14 protein-coding genes are annotated in these 17,752 nt (G+C 61.1%); 6 read left to right on the forward strand and 8 right to left on the reverse strand.

Going from position 1 to position 17,752, the window contains the following annotated elements; translation table 11 throughout:
• Window positions 1-35: 35 nt before the first annotated feature.
• The 6 genes from secE to ABIE62_RS03690 all read right to left on the reverse strand — a co-directional run bounded on the left by secE (window position 36) and on the right by ABIE62_RS03690 (window position 5,175).
• Window positions 36-278, reverse strand: coding sequence for a preprotein translocase subunit SecE (gene secE / locus ABIE62_RS03665; protein WP_354323663.1), 243 nt, complete (start codon window positions 276-278; stop codon window positions 36-38).
• A 174-nt stretch (window positions 279-452) separates the two neighbouring features.
• Window positions 453-602, reverse strand: a complete 150-nt coding sequence (locus ABIE62_RS03670; RefSeq protein ID WP_354323665.1) for a hypothetical protein — start codon at window positions 600-602, stop codon at window positions 453-455.
• 167 nt (window positions 603-769) lie between these two features.
• On the reverse strand, window positions 770-1,504 hold the full coding sequence (locus ABIE62_RS03675; RefSeq protein ID WP_354323666.1) for an anaerobic ribonucleoside-triphosphate reductase activating protein: 735 nt from the start codon (window positions 1,502-1,504) through the stop codon (window positions 770-772).
• Window positions 1,488-3,473: a ribonucleoside triphosphate reductase gene (locus tag ABIE62_RS03680; protein ID WP_354323668.1), complete on the reverse strand. Its 1,986-nt coding sequence runs from the start codon at window positions 3,471-3,473 to the stop codon at window positions 1,488-1,490. Before ABIE62_RS03680 ends, ABIE62_RS03675 begins: the two co-directional genes overlap by 17 nt.
• Before the next feature lie 238 nt (window positions 3,474-3,711).
• A complete protein-coding gene (locus tag ABIE62_RS03685; protein ID WP_354323670.1) occupies window positions 3,712-4,806 on the reverse strand; it encodes a ferritin-like domain-containing protein in 1,095 nt (364 codons plus the stop codon).
• Between the two features lie 48 nt (window positions 4,807-4,854).
• The gene (locus ABIE62_RS03690; protein ID WP_354323672.1) at window positions 4,855-5,175 is read right to left on the reverse strand and encodes a 2Fe-2S iron-sulfur cluster-binding protein; all 321 of its coding nucleotides are present in this window, start codon (window positions 5,173-5,175) and stop codon (window positions 4,855-4,857) included.
• A 164-nt stretch (window positions 5,176-5,339) separates the two neighbouring features.
• Between ABIE62_RS03690 and ABIE62_RS03695 the strand changes: the two genes are divergently transcribed.
• Both ABIE62_RS03695 and ABIE62_RS03700 read left to right on the forward strand, forming a co-directional pair.
• Window positions 5,340-6,056, forward strand: coding sequence for a helix-turn-helix domain-containing protein (locus tag ABIE62_RS03695; protein WP_354323673.1), 717 nt, complete (start codon window positions 5,340-5,342; stop codon window positions 6,054-6,056).
• A gap of 124 nt (window positions 6,057-6,180) precedes the next feature.
• Window positions 6,181-7,452 carry an alginate export family protein gene (locus ABIE62_RS03700; protein WP_354323675.1) on the forward strand — a complete coding sequence of 424 codons (1,272 nt, stop codon included), beginning with the start codon at window positions 6,181-6,183 and terminating at the stop codon, window positions 7,450-7,452.
• 41 nt (window positions 7,453-7,493) lie between these two features.
• Here the strand turns inward: ABIE62_RS03700 and ABIE62_RS03705 are convergent, their stop codons facing one another.
• Both ABIE62_RS03705 and ABIE62_RS03710 read right to left on the reverse strand, forming a co-directional pair.
• On the reverse strand, window positions 7,494-8,117 hold the full coding sequence (locus ABIE62_RS03705; protein ID WP_354323676.1) for a GNAT family N-acetyltransferase: 624 nt from the start codon (window positions 8,115-8,117) through the stop codon (window positions 7,494-7,496).
• Window positions 8,118-8,128: 11 nt separating this feature from the next.
• Window positions 8,129-8,833 carry a helix-turn-helix domain-containing protein gene (locus ABIE62_RS03710; RefSeq protein WP_354323677.1) on the reverse strand — a complete coding sequence of 235 codons (705 nt, stop codon included), beginning with the start codon at window positions 8,831-8,833 and terminating at the stop codon, window positions 8,129-8,131.
• 207 nt (window positions 8,834-9,040) lie between these two features.
• On the opposite strand from ABIE62_RS03710, the gene ABIE62_RS03715 reads away from it, so the two are divergent.
• The 4 genes from ABIE62_RS03715 to narJ are packed head-to-tail and all read left to right on the forward strand — an operon-like array spanning window position 9,041 to window position 17,749.
• Window positions 9,041-11,788 (forward strand): nitrate/nitrite transporter, encoded by a 2,748-nt coding sequence (locus tag ABIE62_RS03715; protein WP_354323678.1) that lies wholly within the window; start codon window positions 9,041-9,043, stop codon window positions 11,786-11,788.
• Complete coding sequence (locus ABIE62_RS03720) at window positions 11,785-15,522, forward strand: nitrate reductase subunit alpha (protein WP_354323679.1); 3,738 nt, start codon at window positions 11,785-11,787, stop codon at window positions 15,520-15,522. Before ABIE62_RS03715 ends, ABIE62_RS03720 begins: the two co-directional genes overlap by 4 nt.
• Window positions 15,519-17,048 carry a nitrate reductase subunit beta gene (gene narH, locus ABIE62_RS03725; protein WP_354323681.1) on the forward strand — a complete coding sequence of 510 codons (1,530 nt, stop codon included), beginning with the start codon at window positions 15,519-15,521 and terminating at the stop codon, window positions 17,046-17,048. Before ABIE62_RS03720 ends, narH begins: the two co-directional genes overlap by 4 nt.
• Entirely contained in the window at window positions 17,045-17,749 is a 705-nt protein-coding gene (gene narJ, locus ABIE62_RS03730) for a nitrate reductase molybdenum cofactor assembly chaperone (protein ID WP_354323682.1), read from the forward strand. Before narH ends, narJ begins: the two co-directional genes overlap by 4 nt.
• Window positions 17,750-17,752: the final 3 nt, after the last annotated feature.

Here is a 17,752-nt window from a genome sequence, read left to right on the forward strand (position 1 = left end):
GTGGGTCTGACGGGCAGAATGAACTGGCCGGGGCCTTATTGCAGCAGGCCGATCGCGCCGCGCACAATCGCGCCGAACGCGCTGTCGATAGCGAGGAAGAACAGCGCGAGGATCAGCATGAAGATGAACACGAAGATCGAAGTGCGCACCGTCTCTTCACGAGTCGGCCACACGATCTTGCTGCCTTCGGCGCGCACCTGATTGACGAATTCGCCAGGTGAGGTCTTGCGCTTTTTTTCTTCGGCCTTGGGTTCGGCACTATTTTTCTGCTCGGCCATAAAGCCTCGTATCCCTTCGCGTGAATTCCGGCGTCATTCCCAACGGCTTTCAGGTAGGGGGCCGCGCCGCCCGGGACAAGGTCACCGGAGGGGCTGGATATGCTACCAATGTCAGAAAAGACGCGCCGTCTATACGGGCGGCGCGTGGCAATTGCAAGATTGCTTGGGCGCGCGTCAGTTCAGCGCGAACAGCCGTGCAAGCAGACCGGGCTGCTGCATCGGCCGCAGCGGGCCGTGGATCGCCGACAGACGCGCCGGATCGCGGGTAGGACGCGGGCTGACCCAGTGGTCAGGGCGCGAGGAACGGAAAGTATAGGCGCTCATCCTGTGTCTCCTGTGCGTTGATGAACTCGGTTCGTCGACAGGAATACACGGTTTGGCTTGCGGTGGGATGAACAGGCACCAAGTTGGCCAGCGTCCGCCGAAAGCCTATGCCGTTTCGGAGAAGCCGCTATGAATGGCCTCGGCCTCATCTGCTGACCTGAAATGGCTCAGCGGAAATCCAGCCTTATCGGAGAGCGACTTGCCAGCCACGCCGTATCGAGCTTGCGCCGCACCGGCGGGAGCGGGGCGAGCAGCGGGCGATCCGGGTCAGCCACGGCCTGCTGCACCGCCAGCGTTCCCCGATAGCCACGCCGCGCCAGATCATTAGCGATAGCCAGCACCTCATCTTCGTTCAGCAACGCGTCGTGCACCGTGGTGCGCACTTCAAACGGCACCCGATCCTGTCCGCACAGCAAATCGAGCGTCCGCGCAAACCGAACGAAGGCCCGGGTTCCGGTAACCTTCTCGAAGCTTGCAGACGGCGCCTTGTAGTCGAGCGCAACATAATCGATCTGCCTGTGATCAAGCAATCGCGCGACCACGTCGGGCCGCAAACCGTTGGTATCAAGCTTTACCGCAAACCCCAAAGCTTTCACCTGCGCGGCAAACGTGACAAGTTGAGGCCACGTCGTCGCCTCTCCGCCTGAAAGCACCACGCCTTCCAGCAGTCTTTGCCGCCGCCGTAGAAACGCCAGCGCGTCCTCGCCGGTAAGCGTTCCCTTGCCGAACACAATCTCCGGATTATGGCAGTAACCGCAGCGCATGTTGCAGCCCGCCACCCAAAGGATGCAGGCGCTGCGCCCAGGAAAGTCGAGGAGGGTGAATGGCGTGATCGCGTGGAACGGAGCTGCGACGCGCGCCCGCCTTCGTTCGGTTCCGGCGCGATCAGCCAGCGCGGTCAAACAGGTTCTCCACCATCGCGGCATCTTCGGTAAAGTGACGGCGCTGGCGGTGTTCTCCGACCTTCCCCTTATTGAAGCTGTCGACCGGACGGAAATAGCCCATGACCCGCGTCCAAACCTTGGTGCTGTTGCCGCATTCTGGACAGTCGGGCTGCTCGCCCGCAAGATAGCCGTGCGTATCACACACCGAGAATACCGGGGTGAGCGTGACATAGGGCAAACGGTAGCGGGTCAGCACGGTGCGCAGGAACCCGCGCGCCGCATCCGAACTCGACAGCTTCTCGCTCATATAGAGGTGCAGCACCGTGCCGCCCGTGTATTTGCACTGCAGATCATCTTGCAATTCCAGCGCCTCGAACGGATCTTCGGTGTGATCGACGGGGATTTGCGAGCTGTTGGTGTAATAAATGTTATCGCCGCTGCCTGCCTGCAGGATATCGGGGAAACGTTTGCGGTCTTCCTTGGCGAACCGATACGTCGTCCCCTCTGCCGGAGTGGCCTCGAGGTTGTAGAGATTGCCGGTTCGTGCCTGGTAGCCAACCAGCCGCGCGCGCATGTGGTCGAGGATGCCGAGCGCCATCTCTATCCCTTCCGGAGCGGTCAGATCGTGGGCATCGCCGGTGAAATTCCGCACCATTTCGTTCATCCCGTTCACCCCGATGGTCGAGAAGTGATTGCGCAGGAACGGCAGGTATCGCGCGGTATAGGGATATAGCCCGCGATCATACATGCTCTGGACGAATATCCGCTTCTTCTCGAGCGTGGAGCTGGCGATGTCCATCAGCCGGTCGAGTTCGGCCGTGAAGCCATCAAGGTCGCCTTTGAAGCGGTAACCCAGCGCCGCCATATTGATCGTAACCACTCCGAGCGAACCGGTCATCTCGGCCGAACCGAACAGCCCGTTCCCGCGCTTGAGCAATTCGCGCAGGTCGAGTTGCAAGCGGCAGCACATCGATCGCACCGCGCCCGGCGCATAGGCGTCCGGATTGGGGCGCCGTTCGCCGTTCGCCGGATCGCGTATATATTGGCTCCCGATGAAGTTCTGAAAGTATGAGGACCCGACCTTGGCGGCATTATCAAAAATCGCGCTGGCGACCCGGCTGTCCCAATCGAAATCCTCGGTGATGTTGACCGTCGGTATCGGGAAGGTGAATGGCTGGCCGGTGGCATCGCCCTCGGTCATGATCTCGTAATAGGCGATCACGATCTGCTCCATCTCAGGCGCGAAATGGGCGAAAGTCAGGTCTTCCAGGCTGCGCAACCCCAGATCGCGCTGGCGGGCGCGGTCAAGCAGGGCGGCATCGTCAAGCCCTGCAAACAGATGGCGGTCATGCGCGGTCGGATAGAGATTGCGCAAATCCTCGGGCACGGTGATGTCGAGCGTGATGTTGGTGAACGGCGATTGCCCCCAGCGCGCAGGAACGTTGAGGTTGTAGACGAACTGGCGGATCGCCTTCTTTATTTTGGCGAAGGACAGATTGTCACGGAACACATAGGGCGCAAGGTAGGTGTCGAAGCTGGAAAACGCCTGCGCTCCGGCCCATTCGGATTGCAGAATGCCGAGGAAATTGGCCATTTGCCCCAGCGCTTCACGGAAATGACGTGGTGGGCGCGATGACACGCGCCCGGCCACGCCGTTGAAGCCGTCATTGAGCAAGGCGCGCAAGGACCAACCCGCGCAATAGCCGGTGAGGCTGTCGAGATCGTGGATGTGGAGGTCGCCTTGGCGGTGGGCAAGGCCTTCTTCCGGGGCATAGACTTGATCGAGCCAGTAATTGGCAATCACCTTGCCAGCGACGTTGCTGATCAGACCCGCATGCGAATAGCCGACATTGGCGTTCGCCTTGATCCGCCAGTCGGCCCCTGAAACATATTCATCGACGGTTGCGCCGCAATCGATGCCGCTACTGGCGGCAGGTGAGCCGCGCATCGCGGCGATGCGGACGACAGGTGTGGCAACTGCGTTCATCTATGGTCTCCCGAGTATATTGTGGCTCCGACTGGCCCCAGCCACATCATCTTGTGAATAACCTCTCTAACGGGGCGACATTGGCGATGGATTGACATTCATCAATCGACCGACTGTGGGCCCGAAAAAATGCTTTCCTGTGCGCCCGCGCAGCCTCAAGACAAAACCGCCCCCCGGCCGAAGGGGCCGGAAGGCGGCAAGGTCACTCCCTTGGGGAGGGGCGGGAGTGAACGGAGCTTCAGGCGGCGACCGGGTGGCCGCCTTCCATCGCGTGCAGAATGCGCGGGTCTTCCGAAATCGGGATACCGGCTTCTTCATAGCGCCCGCGAACCCGCCGCGTCAGCAAGCCGACGCGGGCGAGCGCGGGCAGCATCAGGTGTTCAAGCGAGTGGATCTGCCCCGGCGGCAATTGCCGGGTGATGCCGAGTTGTTCGGCCTCACGCAGCCCGGCGAAGAAATCATCCGCATCGATCTCGCAATTTTCCAGCACCATCATGAAACCGGGATCAATCCGGCTGGCAATCGTCCCCGCAGTCCCGGCAAAGGCAAGAATGCTGACCGCTTCAAACGCGAAATCGGCCAGATCCTCGACCTCGTCTTCGGCGAGTCCGGCAATTACCGGGGCCAGATAGGCATGGCCGAATGAGACGTGGCGCGATTCGTCGCGCATCACGTTGAAGGTTAATTGCTTGAGCAATTCGCACTGGGTCGAACGATACATGTTGTTGAACGCGCCCAGCGCCAGCCCTTCGACGATCATGTTCATGCCGATCATGATCTTCTCGTAACGATCCGCCTTCAGCGTGGCATCGATCAACTGTTTGAGCCAGCCCGACATCGGATAAACCATCGCCACCTTGTCGCAATACCGCGCGAACACTTCGACATGGCGCGCCTCGTCCATCGTCTGGGTCGCGGCATACAGTTTGGCAGTGGCATCGGGCACCGAATGGGTGACGCAGGCCGCCGTCATCAGCGCGCCCTGTTCGCCGTGCAGGAATTGCGACAGCAACTGCGCGGTCGAATGGGCTGTGAAGCGTTCCTGCTGCGATTTTGACAGCTTCTGGAAAAACGGCATCCGGTGATAGATGTCCTGTTCGTCATTGATCAGCGGCTTGGACGGATCGACCGCCAGATCCCACGGCAGGCGTTCATCACTGTTCCACTGATCCTGCTTGGCGCGGCGGTAGAGGTCTTCAATCTTGTCGCCCGACATCAGATAATCGAACGTCCAGGCAATTTCGAGCGGGCTGCGATAGATGTCGTCGGGTGACTGGCCCTTCAACCAATTTGGCAGCGGGCTGGCTTCGGGGGTTTTTGTAACAGTTTCCATGGTTCTCTCCCTTGAGGCGCGCAGCGCGGGCGGGCCATGCTTGCGGTTTCAATATTGGCGGGCGGGCAGGCGCACGATCATGCCGTCCATCGCGGCGGTCACCGGAATCTGGCAGGCGAGCCGGCTGCGATCATTCACATCATGCGCAAAATCGAGCGTCGCGCGTTCAAGATCGTGCATCGCGGGAAGCCGGGGGGCGTCGGCTGGATCAAGGTAGCAATGGCACGTGCCGCAGGCGCAAAACCCACCGCAATCGCCCTCAATCCCCGGCACCTTGTGCATCGCCGCAGCTTCCATCAGGCTGATGCCTGCAGGGCTGGCGATGTCGTGGACCGTGCCATTATATTCGACATAGGTAATCTGAGGCATTGGCCGTGCTGCTCCGCCAGTTACTGACACTGATGTAAGCAGTCGGGAGCAGCGCTTACATTGATCTTTATCAAGGCAGGCCGGTTCGAACCCGCAGATGCAGCCGATCATCCATAATTCTGTTTGAGGTTGCCATGTCCCGTCCCGGCGCTTGCCGCCTATTTTTGAGCGCTACGTTCGGCATCCCGTCCGGGGCGGAACTCTCCCGGCAACTCAGCGAACTGGCCACCCCGGTCACGGTGATGCGCGGCGAGACGGTTGAAACCGATCCTGCGGCGGCATCATTGGCATTCCTGACCGGTGGCGCGACCAAATTGAGCGCGCTCGCGGCGCGCGGGCGGCACCAGATCGTGGCGTTCCATTTCGGCGGTGACATCTTCTCGATCCCTGCAGAAGGGCTGCACCGCCATGTGATTACCGGATTACGCGACAGCGCGCTGTTCCTGTTCCCGGCGCGCGCATTCTATGATCGTGCTGCGGCCAGCCCGCGCATTATGCGCACGCTGCTGGAACGCTCGCAAACCGCGCTGTTCCGCTGCCGTGACAAGGCAGTGAACCTTGGCCGCAAGACCGCGCGCGAACGGGTTGCGGGGTTTCTGCTGGGCATGGCGGAGCGGCTGGATTGCCCCGATGACGAGCCCGGCTGCATCAAATTGCCGATGTCGCGCCGCGACGTGGGCGAAAGCTTGGGCCTGACCATTGAAACGGTCAGCCGCCAGATCACCGAGCTCAAGGAAGCCGGAATTATCGACACCCGTGGGCGGTCATGCATCGTGCTGCATAATCTGGATCAGTTGGCCGCGCAGGCTGGCAATGTCGAACCGCGCGATGCGATGTCCGGCCTTGCCCCGGCAGCGCAGCGGGTGGTGATGGTTCACTGACCGCGCCTGATACCGCCGCATCACGCGCTTGGAATGCGCAAGCGCCGTAATAACCGGGCATGGCATCTGGCAATCCTTGATTTACATCAATTGCGTGACGCTCAGTCGGTCTATGTGAGCCTGCATGGATCACACACCTTTCGCATCGCTCGCCGTGCTGACGCTGCTGACGGTTCCTGCCGTAGCCAATGCCCAGAACGCGCCCCCGCCCGCATCGGTATCTGCATCGGTGGCCGAACCCGCGCCCGAAACCGCACCCGCAACGCTCAAACTCGATCCCTATGCCGATATCCGCTACCGGCTCGAACTGGTGGATCAGGATGGTCTGCCGCAGGATGCCACCGCATCGACGCTGCGAATCAGGGCCGGGGTCAGGCTGGGCGAATGGCATGGATTCAGCGCGCAGGTGGAGGGTGAGGCAATTGCCCGGATCGGCCCGCGCGATTTCAATGATACGGTCAACGGACGCACGGCGTTTCCGGTGGTCGCTGATCCTTCTGATGTGCTGCTCAATCAAGCTATCGTGAAGTGGCAGCCGGTCAAGGAACTGTCCGCCAGCGCCGGGCGACAGGCGGTCAATCTTGATAACCAGCGCTGGGTCGGATCGGTCGGCTGGCGGCAGAACGATCAGACGCTTGATGCTGTCCGGCTAACCGCTGCGCCGGTGAAAGAAGCGAAAATCGATTACTTGTATGCCTGGCGCGTCAACCGGGTGTTCGGCCCGGATTCGGCGCAGGGCATCTGGCACGACACCGATATTCACGGCCTGCGCGCGGCCTATGCCGTTGAAGGGTTCGGCACGCTGACAGGCTATGGCTATTGGCTGGATATTCCCGCTGCTCCGGCCAGCAATTCGCAGACCATTGGTGTGCGGTTGGCGGGCGAACGCAGCGTGGGGAACGGCATCCGCCTGCTCTATACTGGTGAATATGCCCGCCAGACCGATCACGCCGCTAACCCGCAGGCGTTCGGACTGGATTATTGGGTGGGAGAGGCCGGGATTGCGCGCGGCGGGTTCACCGCAAAAGTGGGCTGGGAGCGGCTTGAGGGAAGCGGGACGGTTGCCCTGCAAACCCCGCTGGCGACGTTGCATGCCTTCAATGGTTGGGCCGACAAATTTCTGGTCACCCCGCCCGATGGCCTGCGCGATGTATACGGCGAAGTTGGCTACCGGTTCGGCGCGGACTCTACACTAAAGGGGTTGGCGCTGCGGGCAATCATCCATGATTTCGCGGCGACCGCTACCAGTGCCACCTATGGGCAAGAGATAGACCTGCTGGCGTCCTATCCGATCCGGCCCAATCTCGTGCTGCTGGGCAAATTCGCGCATTACGACGCCGATCTGTTCGCCACCGACACCACCAAGGGCTGGCTGTCGCTGCAACTGACATTCTGATGCTCACCCTCTTGAGCCAAAGTTCGAAGAGTGCCGCCTCATCATGCTTTAGTGCAAGTGTGCATCCGCGACCATTCGTCACGCGTCAGTTCCCAATAGCGTGATCGCCGCGCCGTTCCATCCGGGCGAATGCTGTCGCGTTCGCCCATGTAACGGAACCCGGCCGCCTCGATCACCCGCGCCGAACGCAGATTGTCGAGCGCGGCAGTCAGTCCGATCAACCGCACGCCGAGGTGATCGAACATCCAGCCAAAACTGCGCGCCGCACCCGCCTTGCCGGTGCCCTGGCTCTGCGCATCGGCGCGGAATGCCCCGCCGATTTCGGCGGCTGAACGATCAGGCCAGACGCTGAAATAGGAATAGCTCAGAATCGCGCCCGTTTCGTCAACCAGAACCGCCAGAACCGCTTCTCCGCGATGCTGGCGCTCGCGTGCATCGACAATCCATTGCCTGATGCTTTCCCGGGTGAAGGGCCGGGGCAGATCATAGATCGGATCGGACACTTGCGGATCGCTGAGCAGGTCGAGCAACGCGTCGGCATCGGCTTCTTCTGCAAGGCGGTAACCTGGCGCAAGCAAGCGCACATCAGCGGATCGCACCGCATTGCGGATTTGCCGTTCCTCTGCGGCGGTGACGTTCAATCGGGTGACGGGCGGCGCGCTCATGATCGGTGGCACTAACGTTGGTCAGGCGGAACGGGATCGGGCCGTGAAAAAGCCGATAATGCGGCGCGGTCCTCGATCCGGATTTTCGCGCCGCGCGCCGCTACGCCATGCGCCTTGAGCGTGCCAAAGGCGCGTGACAGGTTCTCCGGAGTCATCCCCAGGAGCGATGCCAGCACCCGTTTTTCGCCGCTCAGTTCAAATTCCTGCTTGTCGCCGTGGCGGGCGCTGTGTTCCAGCAGGTAATGGCCAAGCCGCTCCGCCGACTGGCGCAGTTTCATGTCCGTGAGCGCGCGCACCATGTCGCGGTATCCCAACGCCAGTTCGTGCATGGTGGCCTGCATCAACGCCGTGTCCCGCTTGATCACCTCTCGCATCAGCGCCGCTGGCACCAGCAGGATGCGCGATGAGGCCAGCGTGCGGGCCGACATCAGATAGGGCATGTCGTTAATGACGGCGGCAAGGATGTAGCTGGTCACTGGCTCAACGATCCGCATGGTCGTATCGCGCACGTCTCCGGCGGCGTAGAGTTCGACCAGACCGTCAACCAGCACGTGCAGAAAATCGGCGCGCTGCCCGATCTCGAACAGCGTCAGTTGCGGCGGGAAAACCTGCAGGAATGATCCCGACAAGACCCGTTCGCGCATGGCGTCGTCCATATCGCGGAACAGCGGCAGGCGGGCAATTTCTGGCTTTTCGCCGATTCGCATGAAAGTCATCACCCCCGGTGCTTAGGCAACTATTCTAGCTGCCGGATTGATGCATATCAAGCAACCACTTGATGTAAGTTGGGTCAGGCTAGCTGTCATATCAGGCCAAATCAATTTTGCGTCTTTTGCGGTCTCCCATTTGATCTTGATCAACAAGGCGCGTGCCGCCTCGTGCGCATTGCGAACTGGTAAACGCATCTCCAGCGGGAGCTTACCATGTCGCCACAAGACCAAGTGACCAGCGCGGAACAGAACCGCGCTCTGGGTCTCAGCACCTTCGCTTTCACCATCTGTTTCGCGGTGTGGACGATTTTTGCGATCATCGGGATCGAGATCAAGGCCGAACTGGGCCTGAACGATACCCAATTTGGCCTGCTGGTCGGCACCCCGATCCTGACTGGATCGCTGACTCGCCTGCTGCTGGGGGTGTGGACCGATCAGCGGGGCGGGCGGATCGTGTTTCCGCTGACCATGCTGGCATCAGCGGCGTCGACGTTTCTGCTGTCCTATGCCGATAATTACTATGTGATGCTGCTCGCTGCGCTCGGCCTTGGTCTGGCTGGGGGCGGGTTTGCCGTCGGCGTCGCATACGTCTCGAAATTCTACCCGCAGGAACGCCAAGGCGCGGCGCTGGGTTTCTTCGGGATGGGCAATGTTGGCGCAGCAGTGACCAAGTTTCTCGCGCCGTGGCTGATGGTTGCCGTTGGCTGGCAGGGCGTAGCGCAGGTCTGGGCCGCGGTGCTCGCGGTGGTGGCGGTTGTGTTCTACCTGTTCGCCAAGGATGATCCGGAATTTGCCGCGCGCAAAATCAGCGGGGCTAAAGCGCGCGGCCTGATCGAACAGCTTGAACCGCTGAAAAATGAACAGGTCTGGCGGTTCTCGCTGTATTATTTCTTCGTCTTCGGTGCGTTCGTGGCATTGGCGCTGTGGCTGCCGCATTACATCGTCGATCTGTATGAGGTCGATATCAAGACCGCCGGGATGCTGGCGGCCAGCTTCTCACTCTCGGCCAGTGTGTTCCGCGCTTATGGCGGGATATTGTCTGACAAGTATGGCGCGCGAAAGATCATGTATGCCACCTTTGGCGTGTCGCTGGTCTGCCTGTTCATGCTGTCCTATCCGGCGACGCATTATGTGATCGAAGGCATCCGTGGGCCGATCACTTTTTCCACCTCGATGAGCCTGGTGCCGTTCGTGATTACGGTGTTCGTGCTCGGCTTCTTCATGTCGCTGGGCAAGGCGGCGGTGTATAAGCATATTCCGGTTTATTACCCGCAGAATGTCGGATCGGTCGGCGGGCTTGTCGGTCTGGTCGGCGGGCTGGGCGGGTTTATTCTGCCAATCGTGTTCGGTGCGGTCAGCGATCTTACCGGTATCTGGACCAGCTGCTTCATGGTGCTGTTTGCGCTGGTGGCGGTGGCTTTCATATGGATGCATCTGGCGATCCGGCAGATGGAACAGAAGGCCAGCGGGATTGATAGCCGCAGCCTTCCGCAGTTCCCCGAAATGGCCGGAATCCACGACGAAATCAAACACGCCGCTGCGCAGCCCAGCAAGGTTCTGGCCGAATGGCAGCCGGAAGACCCGGATTTCTGGGAAAACACCGGCGAACGCATCGCGCGGCGCAATCTGTATATCTCGATCCCCGCGCTGCTGCTGGCCTTTTCGGTGTGGATGGTGTGGTCGATGGTGGTGGCCAAGCTGCCATCGATCGGCTTTGCCTATACCACCGATCAGTTGTTCTGGCTGGCCGCGCTACCCGGCCTGTCGGGCGCGACCTTGCGCATTTTCTACAGCTTCATGGTGCCGATCTTCGGCGGGCGGCTGTGGACCACGATGAGCACAGCATCCTTGCTGATCCCCGCATTCGGGATCGGTTATGCGGTGCAGAACCCCGATACGCCCTATGTCATCTTTCTGGTGCTGGCGCTGCTGTGCGGGTTTGGCGGGGGCAATTTCGCCTCGTCGATGTCGAACATCAGCTTCTTTTTCCCCAAGGCGCAGAAGGGCAATGCGCTGGCGCTGAACGCCGGGCTGGGCAATCTCGGCGTGTCAGTGATGCAGTTCGCGGTGCCGCTGGTGATTGTGGCAGGCGTGTTCGGCGCGCTGGGCGGCGCACCGCAGCAGACGGCAGACGGCGGCCAGTTGTGGCTCCAGAACGCGGGCTTCATCTGGGTGCCGTTCATCATCGCCAGCACGCTGCTGGCGTGGTTCGGGATGCATGACATTGCCGATGCCAAGGCCAGTTTTGCCGAACAGTCGGTGATCTTCCAGCGCAAGCACAATTGGCTGATGTGCTGGCTCTACACTGGCACCTTCGGCAGCTTCATCGGCTTTTCCGCCGGTCTGCCACTGCTCGCCAAGCAGGAATTTCCCGATGTCGACGTGCTCAAATTCGTGTTCCTGGGCCCGCTGGTTGGCGCATTGAGCCGCGCGGCCACCGGCTGGGTGTCCGATCGCTGGGGCGGCGCGCGCGTCACCTTCTGGGTGTTCGTGGCGATGATGCTGGGCGTGCTGGGGGTGATCTGGTTCCTTCAGGCGGGCAGTTGGTGGGGCTTCCTCGGCATGTTCATCTTTATGTTCTTCATGACCGGGGTGGGCAATGCCTCGACCTTCCAGATGATCCCGGCGATCATGCGGGTCGAAGTGCCCCGGCTGATGCCCGAATTGGGTGCCGAGGCCCAAAGGCGGCAGGCGGAAAAGGAATCCGCCGCGATTGTCGGCTTCACCTCGGCCATCGCTGCCTATGGGGCCTTCTTCATCCCCAAAAGCTTCGGCAGCGCGATTGCTGCCACCGGAACGCCGATGGCGGCGCTGTGGGGCTTCCTGATCTTCTACGCCAGCTGCGCCGCGCTGACGTGGTGGGCCTACACCCGCCGGGGCGGCCTGCTCCACGATATCGAGCGTGGCCGCACGCCAGTGCCAGCGCCCCATAATGCACCCCTGAAAGGAGCCCAAGCATGAGCCAGCTGCTCGACCGCCTGACCTTTTTCCGCCAGCCGAAACAAGGCTTTGCCGACGGGCACGGCGTCACCACCAATCAGAACCGCGATTGGGAAGATGGCTATCGCGCGCGCTGGCAGCACGACAAGATCGTGCGCTCCACCCACGGGGTGAACTGCACCGGATCGTGCAGCTGGAAGATCTACGTCAAAGGCGGGATCATCACCTGGGAAACGCAGCAGACCGATTACCCGCGCACGCGGCCCGATCTGCCAAACCACGAACCGCGCGGCTGCCCGCGCGGCGCGAGCTACAGCTGGTATATTTATTCCGCCCAGCGGCTCAAATATCCGATGGTGCGTTCGCGCCTGCTTAAGCTGTGGCGCGAAGCGCGCGTGATGCGCACTCCGGTGGCCGCGTGGGCATCGATTGTCGAGGATCCGGCCAAGCGCAAAAGCTACACCGCGATCCGCGGGCATGGCGGCTTCGTGCGCTCGACCTGGGACGAGGTGAACGAAATCATCGCGGCGGCCAATGCCTATACCGCCAAGACTTACGGCCCCGACCGGGTGATCGGGTTCAGCCCCATCCCGGCGATGTCGATGGTCAGCTACGCGGCGGGATCACGTTACCTGTCGCTGCTCGGCGGCACCTGCATGAGCTTTTACGACTGGTATTGCGATCTGCCACCCGCCAGCCCGCAAACCTGGGGTGAACAGACCGACGTCCCCGAAAGCGCCGACTGGTATAATGCCGGCTTCCTGATGCTGTGGGGATCGAACGTGCCGCAAACGCGCACGCCCGACGCCCACTTCATGACAGAGGCACGCTATCGCGGGACCAAGGTCGCGGTGGTCAGCCCCGACTATGCCGAAGCGACCAAATTCGCCGATCTCTGGCTCAATCCCAAGCAGGGCACCGATGCCGCGTTGGCGATGGCGATGGGCCATGTGATCCTGCGCGAATATCACCTCGACCGGCAGGCGGAATATTTCGAGGATTACTGCCGCAAATATTCCGATATGCCGATGCTGGTGCGGCTGGTGGAAAAAGACGGCGCGCTGGTGCCCGAACGCCTGCTGCGCGCCGCCGATTTCCTTGACGATCTGGGCGAGAGCAACAATCCCGACTGGAAGACCGTTGCGATTGACGAAAACACCGATGAAGTGGTGGTGCCGTCCGGTTCGGCGGGCTTCCGTTGGGGTGAAGACGGCAAGTGGAACCTTCAGGAAAGGGACGGGCGCGGCAATGATACCCGCCTACGGCTGACCACCATCCTTGATGGCCACCATGACGAAGTGGTCGAGGTTGCCTTCCCCTATTTCGGCAATCGTGAACATGACCATTTCGAAGGGACCGATCATCCCAGCGTGCTGAAACGCCGAGTGTCGGCGCGTCAAATGCAGCTCAAAAACGGGCAGGCATTCGTTGCCACCGTGTTCGATCTGTTTTGCGCCAATTACGGGCTCGACCGAGGATTGGGCGGCGATCATGTGGCGCGCGATTATGGTGACATGGTGCCCTATACCCCCGCCTGGGCAGAGAAAATCTGCGGTGTTCCCGCCGATCACATCATCACCGCCGCACGCGAATTTGCCACCAATGCCGAAGTGACCAAGGGCAAATCGATGGTGATCCTGGGGGCCGGGCTAAACCACTGGTACCACATGGACATGAATTATCGCGGCATCATCAACCTGTTGGTGATGTGCGGCTGTGTGGGTCAATCGGGCGGCGGCTGGTCGCATTATGTCGGTCAGGAAAAACTGCGCCCGCAAACCGGGTGGCTGCCGCTGGCCTTCGCGCTCGATTGGAACCGCCCGCCGCGCCAGATGAATTCGACCAGCTTCTTCTACGCCCACACCGATCAATGGCGCTATGAAACGCTGGGGGTGGAGGAAATCCTGTCCCCAACCGCGCCCGATGGCGATTGGGACGCCAGCCTGATCGATTATAACGCGCGGGCTGAACGGATGGGCTGGCTGCCATCCGCGCCGCAATTGAAAACCAATCCGCTGGAAGTGGGCAAGGCGGCCAAGGCCAGCGGCATGGCACCCAAGGATTATGTGGCGCAGGCGCTCAAGGCGGGCGATCTGGAAATGTCGTGTTTCGACCCGGATGATCCGGCCAACTGGCCGCGCAACATGTTCGTGTGGCGGTCAAACCTGCTCGGCTCGTCGGGCAAGGGGCACGAATATTTCCTCAAACACCTGCTCGGCACCGCACACGGCGTGCAGGGCAAAGATCTGGGCGAAACCGGCGCGCAGAAACCCAAGGATGTGAAATGGCACGATGATGCGCCCAAGGGGAAGCTTGACCTGCTGGTGACACTCGATTTCCGGATGTCGACCACCTGCGTCTATTCCGACATCGTCCTGCCGACCGCGAGCTGGTATGAAAAGGACGATCTTAACACGTCGGACATGCACCCCTTCATCCACCCGCTGTCGGCCGCGGTCGATCCGGTGTGGGAATCGCGCAGCGACTGGGACATTTACAAGGGCATCGCCAAGGCATTTTCCGACATCGCGCCCGAAGTGCTGGGGGTTGAACAGGATCTGGTGCTGACCCCGATCCAGCATGACAGCCCCAATGAAATCGCCCAGCCCTATGATGTGGCCGATTGGGGCAAGGGTGAAACCGAACCGATCCCCGGCGTGACCATGGCCAATGTTGCCTTGGTTGAGCGCAACTATGCTGAACTCTACCAGAAATTCACCGCGCTTGGCCCGCTGATGGAAAAGCTTGGCAATGGCGGCAAGGGGATCGGCTGGAACACCGATCACGAGGTCGCCAACCTGCGCGCGCTCAACGGAGCGGTGCTGAATGATGGCGTGGGCAAGGGCCAGCCGCAGATCGAAACCGCGATTGACGCGGCCGAGGTGATCCTGATGCTTGCGCCCGAAACCAATGGCGAGGTTGCGGTCAAGGCATGGGCCGATCTGGGCAAGAAAACCGGGATTGATCACACCCATCTGGCGCGGCCCAAGGAAGACGAGAAAATACGCTTCCGCGACATTCAGGCGCAGCCGAGGAAGATCATCTCGTCACCCACATGGTCGGGCATCGAAAGCGAGCATGTCTGCTACAACGCGGGTTACACCAACGTCCACGAGTTGATCCCCTGGCGCACGCTGACCGGGCGCCAGCAGTTGTATCAGGATCACAAGTGGATGCGCGCCTTTGGCGAAGGCTTCTGCGTCTATCGCCCGCCGATTGACACCAAGGCGGTGAAACCGATGCTGGATGAAGCCAAGGGCGCGCCGCACGTGATCCTGAACTTCATCACCCCGCACCAGAAATGGGGCATCCATTCGACCTATACCGACAACCTGTTGATGCTCACCCTGTCACGCGGCGGGCCGATTGTGTGGATGAGCGAGGTTGACGCGGCCAAGGCCGAGCTGGTCGATAATGACTGGGTGGAAACCTTCAATTCCAATGGCGCGCTGGTGGCCCGCGTGGTGGTGTCGCAGCGGATGAAGGAAGGCACACTGTTCATGTATCACGCGCAGGAAAAGATCGTGAACGTCCCCGGATCGCCGCTGACCGGGCAGCGCGGCGGCATCCATAATTCGGTGACGCGCGCGGTGTTGAAACCCACCCACATGATCGGCGGCTACGTGCAGCTGGCCTATGGCTTCAACTATTACGGCACCGTTGGTTCCAACCGCGACGAATATGTCATCGTTCGCAAATTGCAGAAGGTCGACTGGCTCGAAGGGGCCTTGGCCGAAGGGGAGACTGTGGCATGAAAATCCGCGCGCAAATCGGCAAGGTCTTGAACCTTGATAAGTGCATCGGGTGCCACACCTGCTCGGTCACCTGCAAGAACGTATGGACCAGCCGCGAAGGCATGGAATACGCATGGTTCAACAATGTCGAAACCAAGCCGGGCATCGGCTATCCCAAGGACTGGGAGAACCAGAAACGCTGGAACGGCGGCTGGGTGCGCACGCCGGGCGGATCGATCCGGCCCAAAATGGGCGGCAAATGGCGGTTGCTGGCGAAGATTTTCGCCAACCCCGACTTGCCTGAAATTGACGATTACTACGAACCCTTCACCTTCGATTACGCGCATTTGCAAAAGGTGGGCGAGAGCAAGGCCTTCCCCACCGCGCGCCCGCGCAGCCTGATTTCAGGCAAGCGGATGGAGAAGATCGAATGGGGCCCGAACTGGGAAGAAATCCTGGGCGGCGAGTTTTCCAAGCGGTCGGAGGATTACAATTTCGAAGGGGTGCAGAAGGAGATTTACGGCCAGTTCGAAAACACCTTCATGATGTATCTGCCGCGCCTGTGCGAACACTGCCTCAACCCCACCTGCGTGGCCGCCTGCCCATCGGGCGCGATCTACAAGCGCGAGGAGGACGGGATTGTCCTGATTGATCAGGAGGCGTGCCGGGGCTGGCGGATGTGCGTATCGGGCTGCCCTTACAAGAAAATCTACTACAACTGGAAAAGCGGCAAGAGCGAAAAGTGCATCTTCTGCTATCCGCGCATCGAGGCTGGCCAGCCGACCGTGTGCAGCGAAACCTGCGTCGGGCGCATCCGCTATCTCGGCGTGATGCTGTATGATGCCGACCGCATCGAAGAAGCGGCGAGCGCCGAGAATGTCGAGGATCTGTATCAGGCGCAGCTCGATATCTTCCTTGATCCACATGATCCGGCGGTGATCGAGCAGGCGCGCAAAGACGGCGTGCCCGAAAACTGGCTCGAAGCCGCGCGCCATTCACCGGTTTACAAGATGGCGATGGAATGGAAGGTCGCCTTCCCGCTCCACCCCGAATATCGCACGCTGCCGATGGTCTGGTATGTGCCGCCGCTGTCACCGATCAATGCGGCGGCGAGCGCGGGGCAGATTTCGGTCAACAACAATATGCCCGATGTGCGGTCGCTACGCATCCCGCTCAAATACCTCGCCAACCTGCTGACGGCGGGGGACGAGGAGCCGGTAGCGCTATGCCTTGAACGGATGCTGGCGATGCGCGGTTACATGCGCGCCAAAACGGTCGACGGCGTGCATAATGAAAGCATCGCCGAAGCGGTCGGCCTGACCGGCGCGCAGATCGAGGACATGTACAAGGTGATGGCGCTGGCCGATTACGAGGATCGCTTCGTCATCCCCACTGGCCACCGCGAAGATGCCGAGGACATGTTCGAGGAACGCGGTTCGTGCGGTTTCTCGTTCGGCAATGGCTGTTCGGGCGGGTCGAGCGATGCCAATTTGTTCGGTGCCCCGGCGCGCAAGAAGCTCCAGACTCCATCGGAGGTGCTGTCATGACGTCGCTCCATCTCATCTCGCTGCTGCTGCAATATCCCTCGCGTGATCTGCAAGCGGTGATCGGCGAAATTCGCCAGCGATTGGCGGCTGATCCGGCGCTGCCTACAGGCGGCGCGGCGGCGCTCGAACCGCTGCTGACCCGGCTCGGAACCGCCGACATCTATGATGTGCAGGAAACCTACGTCGAATTGTTCGACCGGGGCCGCGCGCACAGCTTGCACCTGTTCGAGCACGTTCACGGCGAAAGCCGCGACCGGGGGCAGGCGATGGTCGATCTGCGGCAGCGCTATCTTGATGCCGGGCTGGAGCCGGAAGGCAACGAACTGCCCGATTATCTGCCGCTGTTCCTCGATTATTGTTCAACCCTGCCGCCCGCCGCCGCGCGCGATGCGTTGGCGGAACCCGGCGTGGTACTGATCGCGCTTTCCGCGCGGCTGGCCGAGAAGCAATCGGATTACGCGCCGGTGTTTGCCCTGTTGTGCGACATTGCCGGGATCGAAATGAACGAGGAGGCGGCCAAGGCGTTGCCGCCGGTCGAAGACCCCGAAACGCTCGCCGAATTGGACGCGCAGTGGGAGGAGGAGGAAGTCCGCTTCACCGCCGATGCTGCGCCCGATCCCACTGCCGCCTGCCCGCAGGTAAGCGCCATCCTAGACCGGATGCGTGCGCCCCTGCCTGCCACAACCGCCAACAGGAGCTGAACC

This window comes from Porphyrobacter sp. MBR-155, assembly GCF_040547625.1.
Classification (GTDB): Bacteria; Pseudomonadota; Alphaproteobacteria; order Sphingomonadales; family Sphingomonadaceae; genus Erythrobacter.

Excerpts from the sequence above, each read along its gene's own strand:
- ABIE62_RS03685 (WP_354323670.1), bottom strand. The coding sequence starts at position 4,806 with ATGGAAACTGTTACAAAAACCCCCGAAGCCAGCCCGCTGCCAAATTGG.
- ABIE62_RS03715 (WP_354323678.1), top strand. The coding sequence starts at position 9,041 with ATGTCGCCACAAGACCAAGTGACCAGCGCGGAACAGAACCGCGCTCTG.
- secE (WP_354323663.1), bottom strand. The coding sequence starts at position 278 with ATGGCCGAGCAGAAAAATAGTGCCGAACCCAAGGCCGAAGAAAAAAAG.
- ABIE62_RS03710 (WP_354323677.1), bottom strand. The coding sequence starts at position 8,833 with ATGACTTTCATGCGAATCGGCGAAAAGCCAGAAATTGCCCGCCTGCCG.
- ABIE62_RS03705 (WP_354323676.1), bottom strand. The coding sequence starts at position 8,117 with ATGAGCGCGCCGCCCGTCACCCGATTGAACGTCACCGCCGCAGAGGAA.
- ABIE62_RS03700 (WP_354323675.1), top strand. The coding sequence starts at position 6,181 with ATGGATCACACACCTTTCGCATCGCTCGCCGTGCTGACGCTGCTGACG.
- narH (WP_354323681.1), top strand. The coding sequence starts at position 15,519 with ATGAAAATCCGCGCGCAAATCGGCAAGGTCTTGAACCTTGATAAGTGC.
- ABIE62_RS03720 (WP_354323679.1), top strand. The coding sequence starts at position 11,785 with ATGAGCCAGCTGCTCGACCGCCTGACCTTTTTCCGCCAGCCGAAACAA.
- narJ (WP_354323682.1), top strand. The coding sequence starts at position 17,045 with ATGACGTCGCTCCATCTCATCTCGCTGCTGCTGCAATATCCCTCGCGT.
- ABIE62_RS03670 (WP_354323665.1), bottom strand. The coding sequence starts at position 602 with ATGAGCGCCTATACTTTCCGTTCCTCGCGCCCTGACCACTGGGTCAGC.
- ABIE62_RS03680 (WP_354323668.1), bottom strand. The coding sequence starts at position 3,473 with ATGAACGCAGTTGCCACACCTGTCGTCCGCATCGCCGCGATGCGCGGC.
- ABIE62_RS03690 (WP_354323672.1), bottom strand. The coding sequence starts at position 5,175 with ATGCCTCAGATTACCTATGTCGAATATAATGGCACGGTCCACGACATC.